The organism is Sorangium sp. So ce295, assembly GCF_051527405.1.
GTDB lineage: Bacteria > Myxococcota_A > Polyangia > Polyangiales > Polyangiaceae > Sorangium > Sorangium cellulosum_B.
Window position 1 is genome coordinate 7,775,603 of record NZ_CP150324.1, and the last position, 16,169, is coordinate 7,791,771.

Annotated in this window: 11 protein-coding genes; 1 reads left to right on the forward strand and 10 read right to left on the reverse strand. The window is 72.4% G+C overall.

Annotated features, from left to right (window positions below; all coding sequences use genetic code 11):
- Positions 1 to 204 precede the first annotated feature (204 nt).
- The 10 genes from WMF11_RS29460 to WMF11_RS29505 form a co-directional block, all read right to left on the reverse strand.
- Positions 205 to 2,673, reverse strand: coding sequence for a SpoIIE family protein phosphatase (locus WMF11_RS29460; protein WP_437973063.1), 2,469 nt, complete (start codon positions 2,671 to 2,673; stop codon positions 205 to 207).
- Positions 2,674 to 2,693: 20 nt separating this feature from the next.
- Positions 2,694 to 3,071 (reverse strand): hypothetical protein, encoded by a 378-nt coding sequence (locus WMF11_RS29465; protein ID WP_437293104.1) that lies wholly within the window; start codon positions 3,069 to 3,071, stop codon positions 2,694 to 2,696.
- Positions 3,052 to 3,507, reverse strand: coding sequence for a hypothetical protein (locus tag WMF11_RS29470; protein WP_012237831.1), 456 nt, complete (start codon positions 3,505 to 3,507; stop codon positions 3,052 to 3,054). The genes WMF11_RS29465 and WMF11_RS29470 overlap by 20 nt, the downstream gene beginning before the upstream one ends.
- 242 nt (positions 3,508 to 3,749) lie before the next feature.
- Positions 3,750 to 6,239: a SpoIIE family protein phosphatase gene (locus WMF11_RS29475; RefSeq protein ID WP_437902579.1), complete on the reverse strand. Its 2,490-nt coding sequence runs from the start codon at positions 6,237 to 6,239 to the stop codon at positions 3,750 to 3,752.
- A 17-nt stretch (positions 6,240 to 6,256) separates the two neighbouring features.
- On the reverse strand, positions 6,257 to 6,634 hold the full coding sequence (locus tag WMF11_RS29480) for a hypothetical protein (protein ID WP_437973064.1): 378 nt from the start codon (positions 6,632 to 6,634) through the stop codon (positions 6,257 to 6,259).
- Entirely contained in the window at positions 6,615 to 7,070 is a 456-nt protein-coding gene (locus tag WMF11_RS29485) for a hypothetical protein (RefSeq protein WP_437293108.1), read from the reverse strand. The genes WMF11_RS29480 and WMF11_RS29485 overlap by 20 nt, the downstream gene beginning before the upstream one ends.
- Positions 7,071 to 7,247: 177 nt before the next feature.
- Positions 7,248 to 9,731 (reverse strand): SpoIIE family protein phosphatase, encoded by a 2,484-nt coding sequence (locus WMF11_RS29490; RefSeq protein WP_437973065.1) that lies wholly within the window; start codon positions 9,729 to 9,731, stop codon positions 7,248 to 7,250.
- Between the two features lie 20 nt (positions 9,732 to 9,751).
- Positions 9,752 to 10,129 (reverse strand): hypothetical protein, encoded by a 378-nt coding sequence (locus WMF11_RS29495; protein ID WP_437902582.1) that lies wholly within the window; start codon positions 10,127 to 10,129, stop codon positions 9,752 to 9,754.
- Positions 10,110 to 10,643, reverse strand: a complete 534-nt coding sequence (locus tag WMF11_RS29500; protein WP_437541863.1) for a hypothetical protein — start codon at positions 10,641 to 10,643, stop codon at positions 10,110 to 10,112. The genes WMF11_RS29495 and WMF11_RS29500 overlap by 20 nt, the downstream gene beginning before the upstream one ends.
- 218 nt (positions 10,644 to 10,861) lie before the next feature.
- Complete coding sequence (locus WMF11_RS29505; RefSeq protein ID WP_437973066.1) at positions 10,862 to 15,445, reverse strand: nSTAND1 domain-containing NTPase; 4,584 nt, start codon at positions 15,443 to 15,445, stop codon at positions 10,862 to 10,864.
- A 126-nt stretch (positions 15,446 to 15,571) separates the two neighbouring features.
- Here WMF11_RS29505 and WMF11_RS29510 point away from each other — a divergent pair, with 126 nt between their 5' ends.
- Positions 15,572 to 16,153, forward strand: a complete 582-nt coding sequence (locus tag WMF11_RS29510; RefSeq protein ID WP_437973067.1) for a Uma2 family endonuclease — start codon at positions 15,572 to 15,574, stop codon at positions 16,151 to 16,153.
- The last annotated feature ends 16 nt before the right edge of the window (positions 16,154 to 16,169 follow it).

The following is a 16,169-nucleotide window of genomic DNA, read 5'->3' on the forward strand; positions in this document are numbered from 1 at the left end:
CCTCCGGGCTCCGGCGCGCGGACCCTCGCGTCCGCTGCGGCGCGCCGCGCGCCGACGAGTCGAGTCCAGCACCGCGCGCAAGGCCAGTCCAGCGCCCCACGCCGTAAGAGCCCCGCCGACGGCAGGACGTCTCCGTTCCTCCACAGCGGCGTCATCGAGCGCCGCCATGCCGAGGCGACGCGACGGCAAGGGCAGCCTCGAGCGCTACGCCGGCGCGCGGTACCGCGCCACGACGACCGTGATGTCGTCGTCCGGGCTCGGGCACCACCCCTCGACCTCCCTCAGGATCCTGTCGCGGATCGCCTCGACCGGCGCGGTCTGCACGGACTCGATGGCGGTGCAGAGCCGCTCCAGCCCGAACTGCTCGCGGTGCGCGTTGCGCGACTCCGTCACCCCGTCGCTGTAGAGCACGAGCACGTCCCCGTCCTCCAGGACGAACTGGGCGTCCCGCGTCACCTCGTCGATGACGGGCAACACGCCGATCCAGACGCCCGAGCTCGGGATGCACACGCACCGCCGCGTGCGCGCCGAGCACACGATGATGTCGTCGTGCGCCCCGGCGAACGTCACCCGCCCGCCCCGCTCGTACCGGAGCAGGAGCAGCGTCGCGTGCTCGTCCCGCTTCAGGCGGCTGCGCACGTTCTTGTAGAGCGCCTTGTTGAGCGCCGCGAGCAGCTCGCTCGGGCTCGCGCCCGGGTCCCTGCTCGTCAGCGCCGACACCATGCTCTGGATCATCAGCATCACGAGCCCCGCAGCGAGCCCGTGCCCCGCGACGTCGCCGATCCCGAGCCACCCCCCACCGGGCGTCGCGATGACGTCGTAGTAGTCGCCGCCCACCTCGGCCGCCGGCGTCATGGCCGCGGAGAGCTCCAGCCCCTCGATGTGCAGCTGCTCCGGCACCAGCGTCGTCTGGAGGCGCGCCGCGAGCGCCGTCTCCTGCCGCTCGCTCTCCTGCTCCAGCCGCTCGCGCAGCTCCACCTGCCGCACCATCTCCCGGTGCAGCGCCACCGTCTTCACCGCGGAGCCGATCTGGAGCCGCAGCGCGTCGTAGACCATCTCGTTCATGCCGCTGTTCAGCGCCATCACCCCGAAATACTCCGTGTCACCGAACGTGAGCGGCATCACGACGACGCTCGTGCGCTCGCTCGAGCTCAGGAACCCGGGAGGGGCCAGGGAGCGCGACGGGAAGCTCTCGGTCGGCGGCGTCACCGCGTGGCCGTCCTCCATCAGGAACAGCGTCTTCAGGGTGGCTCGCTGGGCGTCGTCGTAGAGCGAGACGGCGGCGCGCGTGAAGTGCAGCCTGGGCATCTCCGAGGCCAGCATGCGCTGGAACAGGGGCAAGCTCAGGCACGTCGAGAACCACCGCCCGCTCCAGCTCAGGTCGATCGAGGCGACCTCCACGTCGAGGCGCTGCCGCCCCTCCACGCGCACGGACGCGCTCCCGATGAGGACGCGGCACGCATGCCACAGCCGCTCCAGGGCCTCGTTCACGGCGGCGTCGCCCCCCTCCTCGACCGGCCGCCGGAGCCGCGCGCGCAGGAGCGTCACCACGCCCTGGAACAGATCGAGGAACACCCCCTCGCGCCCGGCCGTGTCGAGGACGCGCTCCAGCACGTGCAGGAAGCACCCCTCGTGGCCCTCGAGCTCCTCCTCCAGCGCCGACAGGAGCCCGCCGGCCCAGCCGTCGAGCGACGCGGCCGGGATCCCCACGGCCTGCTCGAGCGCGCGCTCCAGCTCGTCGCGCCGGCCGCCGAGCGACATCGCCCCGAGGCGCGGCGGGCTCGTGAGCGGCCGCATCGCGACCGCCTGGTACGCGCAGCCGCAGGACTCGCGCCGCGTGAGCTCGATCTGCTGCATGTTCCGATCGGGGACGGCCTCGCCGTCGAGCATGCGCACGACCGTCTCGAGCGCGATCTCCCCGAGCCGCTTGATCGGCTGGCGAACCGTCGTCAAGGACGGCTTCGCGTAGCGCGCCACGCCCACGTCGTCGAAGCCGCACACAAGGATGTCCCTCGGCACGTGGAGGCCCCGCGCCTTCAAGAGCTCGATCGCGCCGAGGGCCATGTTGTCGTTCGCCGCGACCACGGCGTCGATCTCGACCCCGCGGTCCAGGATCTCGGCCATCGCGGCGCGGCCCGTGTCGATCGTGAACTGGCCGCTCGCGACGAGGCGCTCGTCGTACGGGATCGCGCGCGCGGCGAGCGCCTTGCGGAACGCGTCGGCGCGGATCCTCGCCTCCTCGTTGTTGACCGGCCCGCCGATGTACGCGACGCGCCGGCACGCGTGATCGTCGAGCAGGTGGCCGGCCGCCATCTCGATCCCGAGGCCGTTGTCCACGAGGATGCTCGGGATGCCCTCCAGCGGGATCCCGATGCTGCACAGGGGCATCGGCGCGTAGTCCTGGCAGAAGCGCTGCACCCCCTCGGCGCCGACGAAATTGCACAGCGTCGCCGACGCGACCACGATGCCGTCGACCGCCTCCGCGCTGACGAGGCGGTAGATGCTGTTCTGGGCGGCCTCGGAGGGACCGTGGGCGGAGAGCGTCTCCCCGACGGCGATCACGAGGTTGACGTCGTGCGCCTCGGCGGCGCGCTCGGCCCCGATCCGCAGCGCGGATTGGTACTCGCCGCGCACATAGTCCATCACGAGGGCGATCGTCCGGCGCTTCTTCATCTTGTCCTGCGGCTCTCCGGTCAGGTGTCCTCGATCGAGACCAGCTCCGGAGACATGCGCTCGAGCGCCGCCAGGCTCCGTCTTTGCCATCCCAGCCGCGCGTCCGTGCGGAACTGCACCTTGCACTTCAGCCCCTGGCCCGCGAGCCCGCAGATGAAGCTGATGAACGCTTTCAGGCAGCTCGAGTTGAGAAAGTAAAGAGCCCTTATATCGAACTGCACCGCGCTGATGGAGAGGCGCATGACCTCTCCCTGGAGGGCCTTGAGGCAAAGGCCGAGCGGCGCCGCCGCCGCCATGTCGCCCGTGCCGGTGAGCTTGACGCCGAGGGTGTCGTCCCTCAGGGTCGGCTCGATCCCGAAGCTGTCCGTGACGACAGGCTCAACCCGTAAACCGCTCATCTCCCCTCCATCCCGCAACCGGCGCCTGCGCGATGATCGTCAGCCTGCTCCCCTCGATCGTGTAGTCCACGTCGAGCCCGCCCTCCGCGCGCACCCGCGCGAGGCCGAGCCCGGATACCCCTTCTACCATCGCCGTCTCACAGATGAGTTCGTCATAGTGCTTCACAGGATCGCTCGCCGACCTCAGCGCGGAGAGCCGCCGCTCCACCTCGCGCAGCCGCTCCGGCGACGCCTCGTTCCGCGCGCGGATCACGAGGACCCGCGCGCCCTCGCCCCCCTCCAGCGCCAGCTCGATGCTGACCTCCGGGCCGGACGAGTACTTGATGAGGTTCTCGACGAGCTCGTGCGCGGCCATGTAGAACCGCGAGCTCTCACTCTCATCGTCCAGCACCATCCCACAGAAGCTGGACACCAGCCGTAACACCGCGCTAGCCATCCGTTCACTAGGGAAAAACGTGATGCACAAGAACGGTGAAGCGTCCTGGCCCAGTCCGGAAGCTAACACGGTTCACGCAGCCTACGTAATTCTTGCACCGGATCCAATCCCCCCTTGGTCGGCCGTGTGCCCATGTAGGCGAGCGAACGATCGCGAGCGCTCCAGCGCGCTGTTCACGGCGTCCGTCTCGACCGCGCGCTCACCGCTTCGACGGGCGCGCCGGCCGCGCCTCGACCGATGCGTCAGGGCTGCCGGGGGGCGCGGTACCTCGCCACGACGATCGTGATGTCGTCGTCGGGGCTCGGGCACCACCCCTCGACCTCGTTCAGGATCCTGTCACGAATGACCACGACGGATTCGGTCTGGACGGCCTCGATGGTGGTGCAGAGCCGTTCGAGGCCGAACTGCTCATGGTGGGCGTCGCGCGCCTCGGTCACTCCATCGCTGTAGAGCACGAGGACGTCGCCGTCCTCCAGGACGAACTCGGCGTCTCGCGTCATGTCGTCGATGGATGGCAGCGCGCCGATCCAGACCCCCGAGCTCGGGATGCACACGCAGCGGCGCGTCCTCGCGCGGCACACGAGGATGTCGTCGTGCGCCCCGGCGAACGTCACCCGCCCGCTCCGCTCGTACCGGAGCAGGAGCAGCGTCGCGTGCTCGTCCCGCTTCAGGCGGCCGCGCACGTTCTCGTACAGCGCCGCGTTGATGGCCGAGATCACCCTGGCGGGGCTCGCCCTCGGGTCCCTGCGCGTCAGCGCGGAGACCATGCTCTGGATCATCAGCATCACGAGCCCCGCCGCGAGCCCGTGCCCCGCGACGTCGCCGATCCCGAGCCAGCCGCCGTCGGCGGTCGCGAGCACGTCGTAGTAGTCGCCGCCCACCTCGGCGGCCGGCTTCATGAGGGCGCAGAGCGAGAGCCCCGCGACCGACAGCCGCTCCGGGACCAGCGTCGTCTGGATGCGCGCCGCGACGACGCTCTCCTGGCGGACCCTCTCCTGCTCCAGCCGCTCGCGCGCCTCCACCTGACGGACCATCTCCCGGTGCAGCGCCGCGGCCTTGGTCGCGGAGCCGATCTGGAGGCGGAGCGCGTCGTAGATCAGCTCGTGCGCGCCGCTGCTGAACACCGCGACACCGAACTTCTCCTCGTCGCCGAACGCGACGGGGAGCGCGATCATGGTCGTGCGCTCCCGGCCTCCGAGGAACCCGTCGGGCGCGAGGCGCCGCGCCGGGAAGCTCGCCGCCGGCGGGTCCACCTCGCGGCCGTCCTCCATCAGGAAGAGCGACCTCATGACACCTCGTTGCGCCTCGGGAGCGTCGTCATACAGCGACACCACGGCCCGCGATATCCCGAGGGCCGGCAGCTCCGACGCGAGCACGCGCTTCAGGCTGGGCAGGCTCAGGCACGTCGAGAAGCTCCGCGCGCTCCAGCTGAGGTACGTCGCCGCGAGCTCCACGGTCAGCCGCCGCTCCCCCTCGAGCCGCATCGACGCGCTCGAAATGACCATACGCGACACGTGCCATAGCCGCTCGAGGGCATCGTAGAGAGCGACCCCCCCGCCGCCCGACGGCGGCCGGCCGAGCCGCTCCCGGAGCACATCGATCATGGCCTGGAAGTGATCGAGGATCGCGCCCGCGCGCCCCGCCGCGTCGAGGAGCGCCTCGAGCGCGTGCCGGAAGCGGCCCTCCCGCCCCGCGAGCTCGTCCTCCAGCGCCGACAGGAGCTCGCCTGGCCAGCCATCGAGAGAGCCAGTCGGGATGGCCACGCTCCGCCTGAGCGCGGTCTCCAGCGACTCCCGCCGCGCCGCGACCAGGGACGCGCCGTCGCGCGGCGCCGAGGCCGACGGCGCGAGCGAGGCGCTCGCCTGGACCCGGCAGCCGCACGACTCACGGCACGTGAGCTCGACGTCGAGGAGCGCCACGTCCTCCACGACCTCGCCGTCGAGCATGCGCATCATCGTGTCCATCGCCTGGGCCCCGAGCCGCTTCATGGGCTGACGAACGGTGGTGAGCGACGGCTTCGAGAAGCGCGCGATGAAGGCGTCGTCGAAGCCGGACACGAGGATGTCCTGCGGGACGCGGAGCCCCCGCTCCGCGAGCAGCTCGATCACGCCGAGGGCCATCTTGTCGTTGGCGGCGACCACGGCGTCGACCTCGACCCCGCGGTCCAGGATGTCGCGTATCGCCACGCGGCCGCTGTCGATCGTGAACGCGCCCGCCGCAAAGAGGCGCTCGTCGAGCGGGAGGCCGCGCGCCGCGAGCGCCCCCCAGTAGGCGTCGGCGCGCGCCTTGGCCTCCTCGTTGTTGGCCGGTCCGCCGACGTACGCGATGCTCCGGCGCCCGTGGACGTCGAGCATGTGCCCGACCGAGAGCTCGATCCCGAGGCCGTTGTTCACGATGAGGCTCGGGATACCGTCGATCGCCATCCCGATGCTGAAGACGGGCAGCGGCGCGTAAGCCCGGAAGAACTCGCGCATCCCCTCGATGCCGATGTGATGGCAGAGGGTCGCCGACGCGACGATGATGCCGTCGACCGTCTCCGGGCCGATGAGCTGATACACGCTGTTCTGGGCCGCCCCCCCCTCGCCGGGCAGCGCGAGCGTCTCTCCGAAGGCGATCACGAGATTGACGTCGTGGGCCTCCGCGGCGCGCTCGATGCCGAAGCGCACCTCGGACTGGTAGTCTCCCCCGACGAAGTCCATCAGGAAGGCGATCGTCCGGCGCTTCTCGCTCATCTCCCGCGGCTCTCGCGTCAGGTATCGGCGATGGTGACGAGCTCCGGACACATGCGCTCGATGGCCGTCAGGCTCCGCCGCTGCCAGCCCAGCCTCGCGTCGGTGAGGAACTCCACCTTGCACTTCGGCCCCTGGCTCGCGAGGCCGGCGATGAAGCTGATGAACGCCTTCAGGCAGCTCGAGTTCAGGAAGTAAAGGGCCCTCACGTCGAACGCGATGGCGCTCACGCGGAGGCGCGCCGCCTCAGCGTGGAGGTCCTTGAGCAGCAGACCGAGCGGCGCGACAGCCGCCATGTCGCCGGTGCCGGTGAGCTTGACGCTGAGGGTGTCCTCCCTCAAGGCCGGCTCGATCCCGAAGCTGTCCGTGACGACGGGCTCAACCCTTAAGCTGCTCATCGACCCTCCACCTCCCCACCGGCGCGTGCGCGATGATCGTCAGCTCGTTGCCCTGGATCGTATAGTCCACGTCGAGCCCGCCCTCCGCGCGCACCCGCGCGAGGCCGAGCCCCGACACCCCTTCTACCATCGCCGTCTCACAGATGAGTTCGTCATAGTGCTTCACAGGATCGCTCGCCGCCTTCAGCTCGAAGAGCCGCCTCTCCACCTCGCGCAGCCGCTCCGGCGACGCCTCGTTCCGCGCGGAGATCTTCATGACGCAGGAGCTCTCGCGCTCCTCCAGCGCGAGCTCGAGGCTGACCTTGGGGCCCGAGGAGTACTTGATGATGTTCTCGGCGAGCTCGTGCGCGGCCATGTAGAACCGCGAGCTCACGTTGGCGTCGTCCAGCACCATGCTGCAGAAGCTGGACACCAGCCGAAGCACGCTGTTGGCCATACGCTCGCTCGGATGAAACGAGATGCATAGAAACAGTGACCCGTTCGGACTCGGTTCGGACACTGACACGATTGGCGCAGCGTACGTGGTTCTCAACCCGGATCCAATCCCTTCTGCTGACACCGGCGATAGCGCTCATGTAGGAAAGCGGGCGGCCTCGGGCCACAGTTGCCACAGTCACAGTGTTCGAGGCGCGCTGTACCTCGCCACGACCACCGTGATGTCGTCATCGGGGCTCGGGCACCAGCCCTCGACCTCGCCGAGGATCCGGTCCCGGATCGCCTCGGCGGGCGCGCTCTGGGAGGACTCGATGGTTGAGCACAGCCGCTCGAGGCCGAACTGCTCATGGTGCGCGTTGCGCGCCTCCGTCACGCCGTCGCTGTAGAGCACGAGGACATCCCCGTCCTCCAGGACGAACTCGGCGTCTCGCGTCATCGCGTCAATGGCGGGCAGCGCACCGATCCAGACGCCCGAGCTCGCGATGCACACGCAGCGGCGGGTGCGCGCGCGGCACACGATGATGTCGTCGTGCGCCCCCGCGAACGTCACCCGCCCGCTCCGCTCGTACCGCAAGAGGAGCAGCGTCGCGTGCTCGTCCCGCTTCAGCCGACCGCGGACGTTCTCGTACACCGCCCCATTCACCGCAGAGAGGATGTCCCCGGGGCTGGCGCGCGGGTCGTTGCGCGTGAGGGCCGAGATCATGCTCTGGATCATCAGCATCACGAGCCCCGCCGCGAGCCCGTGCCCCGCGACGTCGCCGATCCCGAGCCAGCCGCCCTCGTCCGTCGCGAGCACGTCGTAATAATCGCCGCCGACCTCCGCGGCCGGCTTCATGACGGCGGAGAGCTCGAGGCCCTCGACCGAGAGCTGCGCCGGCACCAGCGTCGTCTGGATGCGCGCCGCGACGACGCTCTCCTGGCGGACCTTCTCCTGCTCCAGCCGCTCGCGCAGCTCCACCTGCCGCACGACCTCCCAGTGCAGCGCCGCGGCCTTGACCGCCGAGCCGATCTGGAGGCGGAGGGCGTCATAGACCATCTCGTTCGCGCCGCTGTTGAGCACCGCGACACCGAACTTCTCCTCGTCGCCGAACGCGACGGGGAGCGCGATCATGCTCGTGCGCTCCCGGCCTCCCAGGAACCCTTCGGGCGCGAGGCGGCGCGCCGGGAAGCTCTCCGCCGGGGGCTCCAGCTCGCGCCCGTCCTCCATCAGGAAGAGCGCCTTCATGGTGGTGCGCTGCGGGTCGTGCGCTGTGTCATAGAGCGACACCGCGACCCGCGAGAACTGCATCCGCGGCAGCTCCGACGCCATCATGCGCCGCAGGATGGGCAGGCTCAGGCAGGTCGAGAAGCTCCGAGCGCTCCAGCTCAGGTAGAGCGACGCGAGCTCCACGTTGAGCCGCTGCTGCCCCTCGGCGCGCACGGACGCGCTCCCGATGACGATGCGCGAGGCGTGCCAGATCCGCTCGAGCGCCTCGTCGAGGACCGCGTCCCGGAGGGCCCCGTGGCCCCGGCGGAACTGCTCGCGGAGCAGCGTGATCATGCCCTGGAAGTGCTCGAGGATCGCGCCCTCGCGCCCCGCCGCGTCGAGGAGCGACTCGACAGCGCGCAGGAAGCGGCCCTCGGTCCCCTCGAGCTCCTCCTCCAGCGCCGACAGGAGCAGGCCGGCCCAGCCGTCGAGCGATCCGGCGGGGATCGCGACGCTCTTCTCGAGCAGGCGCTCCAGATCGTCCCGCTGGCGAGCGGACGGGAGCGGCGCGCTCCACGCCTTGCTCGGGGGCGCGCCCGCGGGCTCCACCTGGTAGCCGCAGCCGCAGGACTCGCGCAGCGTGAGCTCGACCGGGAACAGGTTGTACTCGGGGACCGGCTCGCCCTCGATCATGCGCACGATCAAGTCCACGGCGCGCGCGCCGATGCGCTTGATGGGCTGGCGGATGGTGGACAGCGACGGCTTCGCGAAGCGCGCGATCACGGCGTCGTCGAAGCCGCACACGGGGAGGTCCCTCGGGACGCTCAGGCCGTGCGCCTTGAGCTCCTCGACGGCCCCGAGCGCCATGTTGTCGTTGGCGGCGACAACGGCGTCGAACGCGACCCCGCGCCCGATGATCTCCCGCATCGCGGCGCGCCCGGTCTCGATCGTGAAGCTGCCGAACGCGACGAGGCGCTCGTCGAAGCGGAGCGTGCGGTCCGCGAGCGCCCGCCGGTAGGCGTCGGCGCGGACCTCCGCCTCCTCGTTGCTCGGCGGCCCGCCGATGTACGCGACGCGCTGGCACCCGTGGTCGTCGACGAGGTGTCCGACCGAGAGATCGAGCCCGAGGCCGTTGTCGACCACGAGGCTCGGGATGCCGTCGATCGCCATCCCGAGGCTGCAGATCGGCAGCGGCGCGTAGGACCGGCAGAACCGCTTCATCCCCTCGATGCCGACGTGGTGGCAGAGCGTCGTCGAGGCGACGAGGATGCCGTCGACCGTCTCCGCGCCGATGAGGTGATACATGCTGTTCTGGGCCGTGCTGGCGGCCCCGGGGCAGGCGAGCGTCTCGCCGAAGGCGATGATGAGATTGACGTCGTGCGCCTCGGCGGCGCGCTCGACCCCGAAGCGCACCTCGGACTGGTACTCGCCTCGTACGTAGTCCATCAGGAGGGCGATCGTCCGGCGCTTCTTCATCGGGTCCCGCGCTCCTCGCTTCAGGCGTCCGCGATGGAGACCAGCTCGGGAGACATGCGCTCGAGCGCCGTCAGGCTCCGCCGCTGCCAGCCCAGCCTCGCGTCCGTGAGGAACTGCACCTTGCACTTCAGCCCCAGGCCCGCGAGCCCGCAGATGAAGCTGATGAACGCCTTCAGGCAGCTCGAGTTCAGAAAGTAAAGAGACCTTACGTCGAACTCCACGGCGCTCACGGAGAGGCGCACCACCTCCGCCTGGAGGGCCTTGCAATAGGAGCCGAGCGGCGCGGCCGCCGCCATGTCGCCCGTGCCGGTGAGCTTGACGCTGAGGGTGTCCTCCCTCAGGGCCGGCTCGATCCCGAAGCTGTCCGTGACGACGGACTCAACCCTCAAGCTGCTCATCTCCCCTCCATCTCCCAACCGGCGCGTGCGCGATGATCGTCAGCTCGTTGCCCTCGATCTTGTAGTCCACGTCGAGCCCGCCCTCCGCGCGCACCCGCGCGAGGCCGAGCCCCGACACCCCTTCTACCATCGCCGTCTCATGGATAAGCTCGTCGTAGTGCTTCACCGGATCGCTCGTCGTCTTCAGCTCGAGCAGCCGCCTCTCCACCTCGCGTAGGCGATCGATGGAGGCCTCGTTCCGCGCGCGGATCTTCAGGATACAGGAGCTCTCGGCCTCCTCCAGCGCGAGCTCCAGGCTGACCTTGGGGCCCGTCGAATACTTGGTGATGTTCTCGGCGAGCTCGTGCGCGGCCATGTAGAACCGCGAGCTCACATTCGCGTCGTCCAGGATCATCCCGCAGAAACTGGACACGAGCCGCAGCACCGCGCTCGCCATGCGGTCGCTCGGGAAGAACGTGATGCACAGGAACAGCGATGCATTCAGGTTCGGTTCGGACGCGGGCACGATTGCCACCAGCCTACGTCGTTCCCGCAGCGGAGCCAACGCCTTCTGCTCTCGCGCGAGCGCGCGGGTGAGGGCAGACCCTACAATACGGCGCGACGACGAGCTTTGACCTGCCGCGTCGACCGCGGCCTCACTGACGCGCTCCTTCACTGGGCGCGCGGCCTCACGGCCGCGCTCCTTCACTGGCGCGCGGCCTCACGGCCGCGCTCCTTCACTGGCGCGCGGCCTCACGGCCGCGCGACGAGCCTCTTCCCCTGGGCCCTCAGGTTCGACACCGCCTCTCCCACGCGCTGGGCGAGCGGCAGGCCCCGGGGCACCACGAGGCCAGCCGCCCCGCCCACGCGGCCGAAGGACCATGAGAGCACCGAGCCGTCGGCGTCCCACGGCGCGAGCCGCTCGCGGCCCTCGGACGGCATGGCGCCGACGATCTCGTGCCGCTCCAGGTCGAGCGCCGCGATCCGGTCCGCCGACGAGAGCAGCAACGTCTTGCCGTCGGGCGCGGCGGCGATGTCCTCCCACTCCGCCCCGCTCACGCCCTCAAGCACCCGCTCCGTGAGGCCGGCGCGGCGGATCACGACGACGCCCGTCGCGTCCGCGAAGGCCGCGTCCCCCGGCAGGGGGCCGTCCGCGATCGCGGTCGCGCGCGGCGTGGCGTACCCGAGGACCCGCACCTCGCCCCGCGCCTCGTCGATGCGCGCCAGCGCGCCCGAGCTGAACGCCAGCCATAGCCCGGGGCCGACGTCGCCGCGCGCGGCGCTCGGGCGCGCCTCGTAGACATAGCCGTCGGTCACCGCGATCGTGCGGGACGACAGGTCGCGGAGCGACGTCGCGACGACGTTTCCGTCGAGCTCCTGCGTGAACAGCGTCCGGCAGGCGGCGTCGACGCCGAGCACGAGCGCCGGCGCCCTCGGCACCACCTCCACCGTCGCGCCGGTCGTCGCGTCGAACAGCGTCCACACCCCCTCGTCCCGCCGGTACGCCATGAGCCGGCCGTCGTCGCAGGCGCGCAGCAGGTGGCCCCGCCGCGCGGCCGTGCGGCGCCGCGAGCCCTCGTCGTACAGGCGCACCTCGCCGCCGATCTCGAAGGCGACGACGCCCCCGCGCCGCAGCGCGGCCACGGCCGAGGCGGCCGCGCCGCGCACCTCGGGGCTCCCCTCCGGGTCGAGCCCCTCGAACCCGAGGAGGCGCTCCACGGCGGGCGCGCCCGGGCTGAACAGGACGAGGTCGCGCGTGAGCACGCGCCGGTCCGGCAGCCGCCACCCGCCGAGCAGCGCGTGCGGGCCGACGTCGCGCTCGGCGATGTCGGCCATCTCGCCGCGCGCGCGCAGCGGCCGCGGCGCGCCCTTGCCCGGGGACGCCTCGCACGGCGAGCCCTCGGGCGGCGGATCGCCCGCGGCGCGGCCGCCCTTCCGGAGGTAGTGCCAGACGCTGCCGCCGCTGCCGCACACGCCCAGATCGAGCCCGCCCGCGTCCCAGCGCGCCGACGCGGGCGCCGGATCCGTGTCGAGCTCGAAGAGCGGCGCCGCGGGCCGGTCGAGGGCGTAGATCGACGTCCGGCTCTGCTGCACGAGCGCGATCACGGGATCGCGCGGGCTGAAGCGGCCGAGCACGGCGGGCGCGCCCAGGGTGATCTCGGCGCCCGCGCCGCCGCCGGGCCCCCAGAGCAGCGCCCTGCGCCCGAGCACCGCGGCCACGTGCGCGCCGTCGGGCGAGACGCCGAGCACGTTGCCGCGGAACGGGTGCCGATCGACCGCCTCGGCGCCGCCGCCGCGCCGCATGTCCCAGCGCGCGATCCCGCCCTCGGTCGAGCAGGCGAGGACGGGCGCCGACTCGGCCGCGTGGACGGCGCTGCTGCAGCGCACCGGCGCGACCGCGGCCAGCGCGACGGTGCCGCCCTCCCGCAGCCGGAAGACGCGGACCTCGCCGGTGACCGAGCGCGTCGCGAGCGCCGTGTCGAACGCGAACGGCACGCGCTCCACGTGCGGGGCGTCGTGCGGCCGCAGCGCGAGGACGCGCGGCGATTTGGCGCGCTCGATGCTCTCCGGGTCGGCGTCGAGCGCCACGTCGTCGATGACCTCCGGGTCGGGCGGGCGCAGGTCGGCGACGAGCAGCGAGCCCCCGGGGCCGCCGGCGATGACCCACCGATCGTCCCACGGCAGCGCCGGCCCCACCACGCCGTCGACGGTCAGGAAGCGCGCGCGCGGCAGGCCCACCGCGGCCGACGCGAGATCGAGCGGCAGCGCCGCGTCGTCCGCGCGCCGCGCGAGGGCCGCGGCGATCCACGCGGCGCGGTGGTACGGGTCCTCCGTGCGGCGCGCCTTGCCGATGAGCTCGGCGAGCTCGGCGCGCTCCTCGGCCTCGCGCGCCTTGGCCTCGGCCTGCGCCTGGCGCGCCGCGACCCACCGCTCGGCCACGAACCCCGAGGCGACGGTGAGCCCGAGCGCCAGGGCCGCGCCGATCTTCTTGGCGCGCTGGGCGCGGGCGCGCCGGAGGCTCTCCCGCACGAGCGCCTGCTCGCGCCGCGGCAGCCTCGAAGCGAAGGCCGCGCGCTTGCTCACCTGCTCGAGCAGGTCGCGGCGCAGGAGGAGATCGGGGCTCTCGCCGGAGCGATCCCACACGTCGGCGGCCTCGCGGAGGCGCTCGAGCAGGATGAGCCGATCCATGTGCAGCGCGCGGGTGGCGGCGGCGTGCGGCCAGCTCGAGACGAGCGACTCGTGGGCGAGCTCCACGGACCTGTCGCGGCGGACGAGGAGGCGCGCGCGCTCGAGGGCGCCGAGGACGCGGTCGACGTCGGCGGGCGGCGCGGCGACGGCCTCGGCGAGCTCCGCCTCGGCCCAGCGGACGCGCGACCCGTCCATCGCGCCGAGCCGGAGCAGCGCCTCGTCGGCGATCGCGCGGTCCTCCGGGGCGAGGGCGGCGAGGGCGGCGTCGGCGTGCCGCGCGAGGGCGCCCCGCACGCCGCCGAGCTCCTGCCAGGCCTCGCCGCTCAGCGCGCCGCGAAGGGCGCGCGCGCGCTCCCACCACGCCGCGAGGGCGAGCGCGATGAACGAGAGCGCCGCGCCGCCGCTCCGGAGCTCGCGCTGCGCCTCGGCCGCGACCTGGGCGAGCCCGCGCACCTCGGCGCCCGCGAGCCTCGCCGGGCCCGCGACGAGGTCCTTCACGGCGGCGGCGGCGGGCAGCCCCACGTAGCGCAGCGCGGCCCGGAGGCCCTCGCCGGCCGGGCTGGCGAGGAGGGCCGCGGTGCGGTCGTCGGCCTCGTCGAGCACGCCGATGAGCCGGAGCCCTCGCCGCGGCTCGCCCGTCGCGAGCGCGCCCACGAGGGCGGCGAGGCGCCCGTCGCCAAGGGGCGCGATCGGGTCGACGATCAGCGCGACGCCGACGGCGGACGCCATGCAGAACCTGGTGAGGGCGTCGAGGTCCGCGGCCTCGAGCTCCGGCGAGACGGCGGCGAGCGCGCGGGCGAGGGCGCCGTCGGGGTCGTCGCCCGGGGTGAGGCGCGCCTCGATCCAGTCGTCCTTCTGGTCGACGTGGCGGCGCGCGAGGTGGGGCACGAGCCCCGCGGAGGCGAGCGAGCTCTTGCCCGATCCACGCGGCCCCTGGAGCACGACGCACGGCTCGAACTCGAGCTCGCGCCCGAGGCGCGCGGTGTCGTCGTCGCGCCCGAACAGGAGCCCCTCGTCGGTGGACGAGAGCGCCGCGAGGCCCCTGTACGGCCGATCGGGGACGCCGTGGGGCCGCTCCCAGACCTCGTCGATCAGCTGCGTCAGCTTCCCGGGCGCGACGCGCCGGTGCGCTGGATCGACGGACAGGAGCCGCTGGAGGAGCGCGACGAGGCCGCGCGGCAGCCGCGCGGGGTCGCGCTCGAGGTCGCGCATCGTGCCGCGCAGGGTCGCGGCGCGCAGCTCGGTCCACCAGGCGGAGACGCTCGCGGGGTCGGAGCAGTCGTCCGGCTCGTCGGGCACGGCGTGCGGGAGGCGCCCTGTGGCGAGCTGCGCGATGCAGACGGCGAGCGCGTAGGCGTCGGTGGCGGCGGTCGGCTCGGCCATCTCGAGCACCTCCGGCGCCATGAAGCCCGGCGTTCCGATGACGTTGCGCGCGGCGGCGGGGCTGTCCGCGCCGGCGAAGGCGCGGCGCGTGGAGGCGTAGACGTCGCGCTCGGCGAGGAAGGCCGCCGTGCCGAGGTCGCCGCCGCCGCTGTCATGGCCGCCGCCGACGGCGACGGCGGGGGCGCGGGAGGCGGGGGCGCCCGCGCGCCGCGAGATGCCGAAATCGAGGACCTTGAGGGCGCCGTCCTGGGTGAGGAACAGGTTGGCGGGCTTGAGGTCGAGGTGGACGACGCCGCGCGCGTGGATGACGTCGAGCGCGCCGGCGACGTCGCGGGCCCAGGCGACGACGCGGCGCCAGGGGATGCGGCGGCGGAAGCGGATCAGGTCGGCGAGGTTCCGGCCCTCGAGGAGCTCCATCGAGACGAACGGGGTCTTCGGCGCGCCGTGGAGGATGCCGGCGGCGTAGATGGTGACGAGCGACGGGTGGCGGAACGAGGCGAGGAGCTTGGCCTCGTCGGCCCAGTCGGCGGCGTCGGCGAAGTCGGAGACGAGCAGCTTGAGGGCGACCTCGCGGAACGGCGCGCCGTCGGGCAGGAGCTCCTCGGCGCGCCACACGTCGCCGAAGCCGCCGCGGCCGAGGCGGACGCGGAGCCGGTAGCGGCGGTCGAGCACGTCGCCGGGGGCATGCGCGAGCCCGCCCGCGGGCATGGGCACCGGGCCCGGATCGCGGGAGGAGCTCCCCTCGTCGACGAGCGTGCGGTCCATCGCGAGACGACGGTATCACCGGCGCGGCGAGAGGTGGACGGTCCCGCTCACCGCGGTCCCCGACGCCGCGGCGGTCCGCCCGGCTGCGCGTGGACATCGGAAGCCCGGCGCGCGACACTGCCGCACATGGGAGAAGCGGCGCCGCGACGGAAGCTCTCGCCGGCAGAGTACCTCGATCTCGAGCGCGCATCGGAGGCGAGGCACGAGTACGCCGGCGGCGAGCTCTTCGCGATGTCCGGCGGCACGTTCGAGCGCAGCGCCATCGCCGCGAACATCGGCCGACTGCTCGGCAACGCGCTGGGCGAGCGCGGATGCGTGGCGCTCAACTCCGACATGCGCATCAAGATCCCCGCCGCGGATCGCTACGTGTACCCGGACGGCTCGGTCGTCTGCGGCCGCCCCGAGTTCGAGGACGAGCGGCGCGACACCCTCCTGAACCCGGTCCTCGTGATCGAGGTGCTCTCCGACTCTAGCGAGGCGTACGATCGCGGCGACAAGTTCGCGCATTACCAGACAGTGGCGTCGATCCGAGAGGTCGTCCTGGCGTCACAGAAGGCACCTCGCATCGAGGTGTTCGCGCGCCAGGCCGACGGGAGCTGGGTGCTCCGGGTCTATGGCCCCGGCGCCCGGGCTGCGCTGTCGTCGGTGGGGTGCGAGCTCGGCGTGGACGACGTGTACCGGGGCGTGCTCGCGGCCACCAACGTCTGAATCCGCGGTTTCAGCG

Coding starts and splice junctions, on each gene's coding strand:
- WMF11_RS29465 (WP_437293104.1), bottom strand. CDS start 3,071: ATGAGCGGTTTACGGGTTGAGCCTGTCGTCACGGACAGCTTCGGGATC.
- WMF11_RS29505 (WP_437973066.1), bottom strand. CDS start 15,445: ATGGACCGCACGCTCGTCGACGAGGGGAGCTCCTCCCGCGATCCGGGC.
- WMF11_RS29485 (WP_437293108.1), bottom strand. CDS start 7,070: ATGGCCAACAGCGTGCTTCGGCTGGTGTCCAGCTTCTGCAGCATGGTG.
- WMF11_RS29480 (WP_437973064.1), bottom strand. CDS start 6,634: ATGAGCAGCTTAAGGGTTGAGCCCGTCGTCACGGACAGCTTCGGGATC.
- WMF11_RS29495 (WP_437902582.1), bottom strand. CDS start 10,129: ATGAGCAGCTTGAGGGTTGAGTCCGTCGTCACGGACAGCTTCGGGATC.
- WMF11_RS29460 (WP_437973063.1), bottom strand. CDS start 2,673: ATGAAGAAGCGCCGGACGATCGCCCTCGTGATGGACTATGTGCGCGGC.
- WMF11_RS29475 (WP_437902579.1), bottom strand. CDS start 6,239: ATGAGCGAGAAGCGCCGGACGATCGCCTTCCTGATGGACTTCGTCGGG.
- WMF11_RS29510 (WP_437973067.1), top strand. CDS start 15,572: ATGGGAGAAGCGGCGCCGCGACGGAAGCTCTCGCCGGCAGAGTACCTC.
- WMF11_RS29490 (WP_437973065.1), bottom strand. CDS start 9,731: ATGAAGAAGCGCCGGACGATCGCCCTCCTGATGGACTACGTACGAGGC.
- WMF11_RS29470 (WP_012237831.1), bottom strand. CDS start 3,507: ATGGCTAGCGCGGTGTTACGGCTGGTGTCCAGCTTCTGTGGGATGGTG.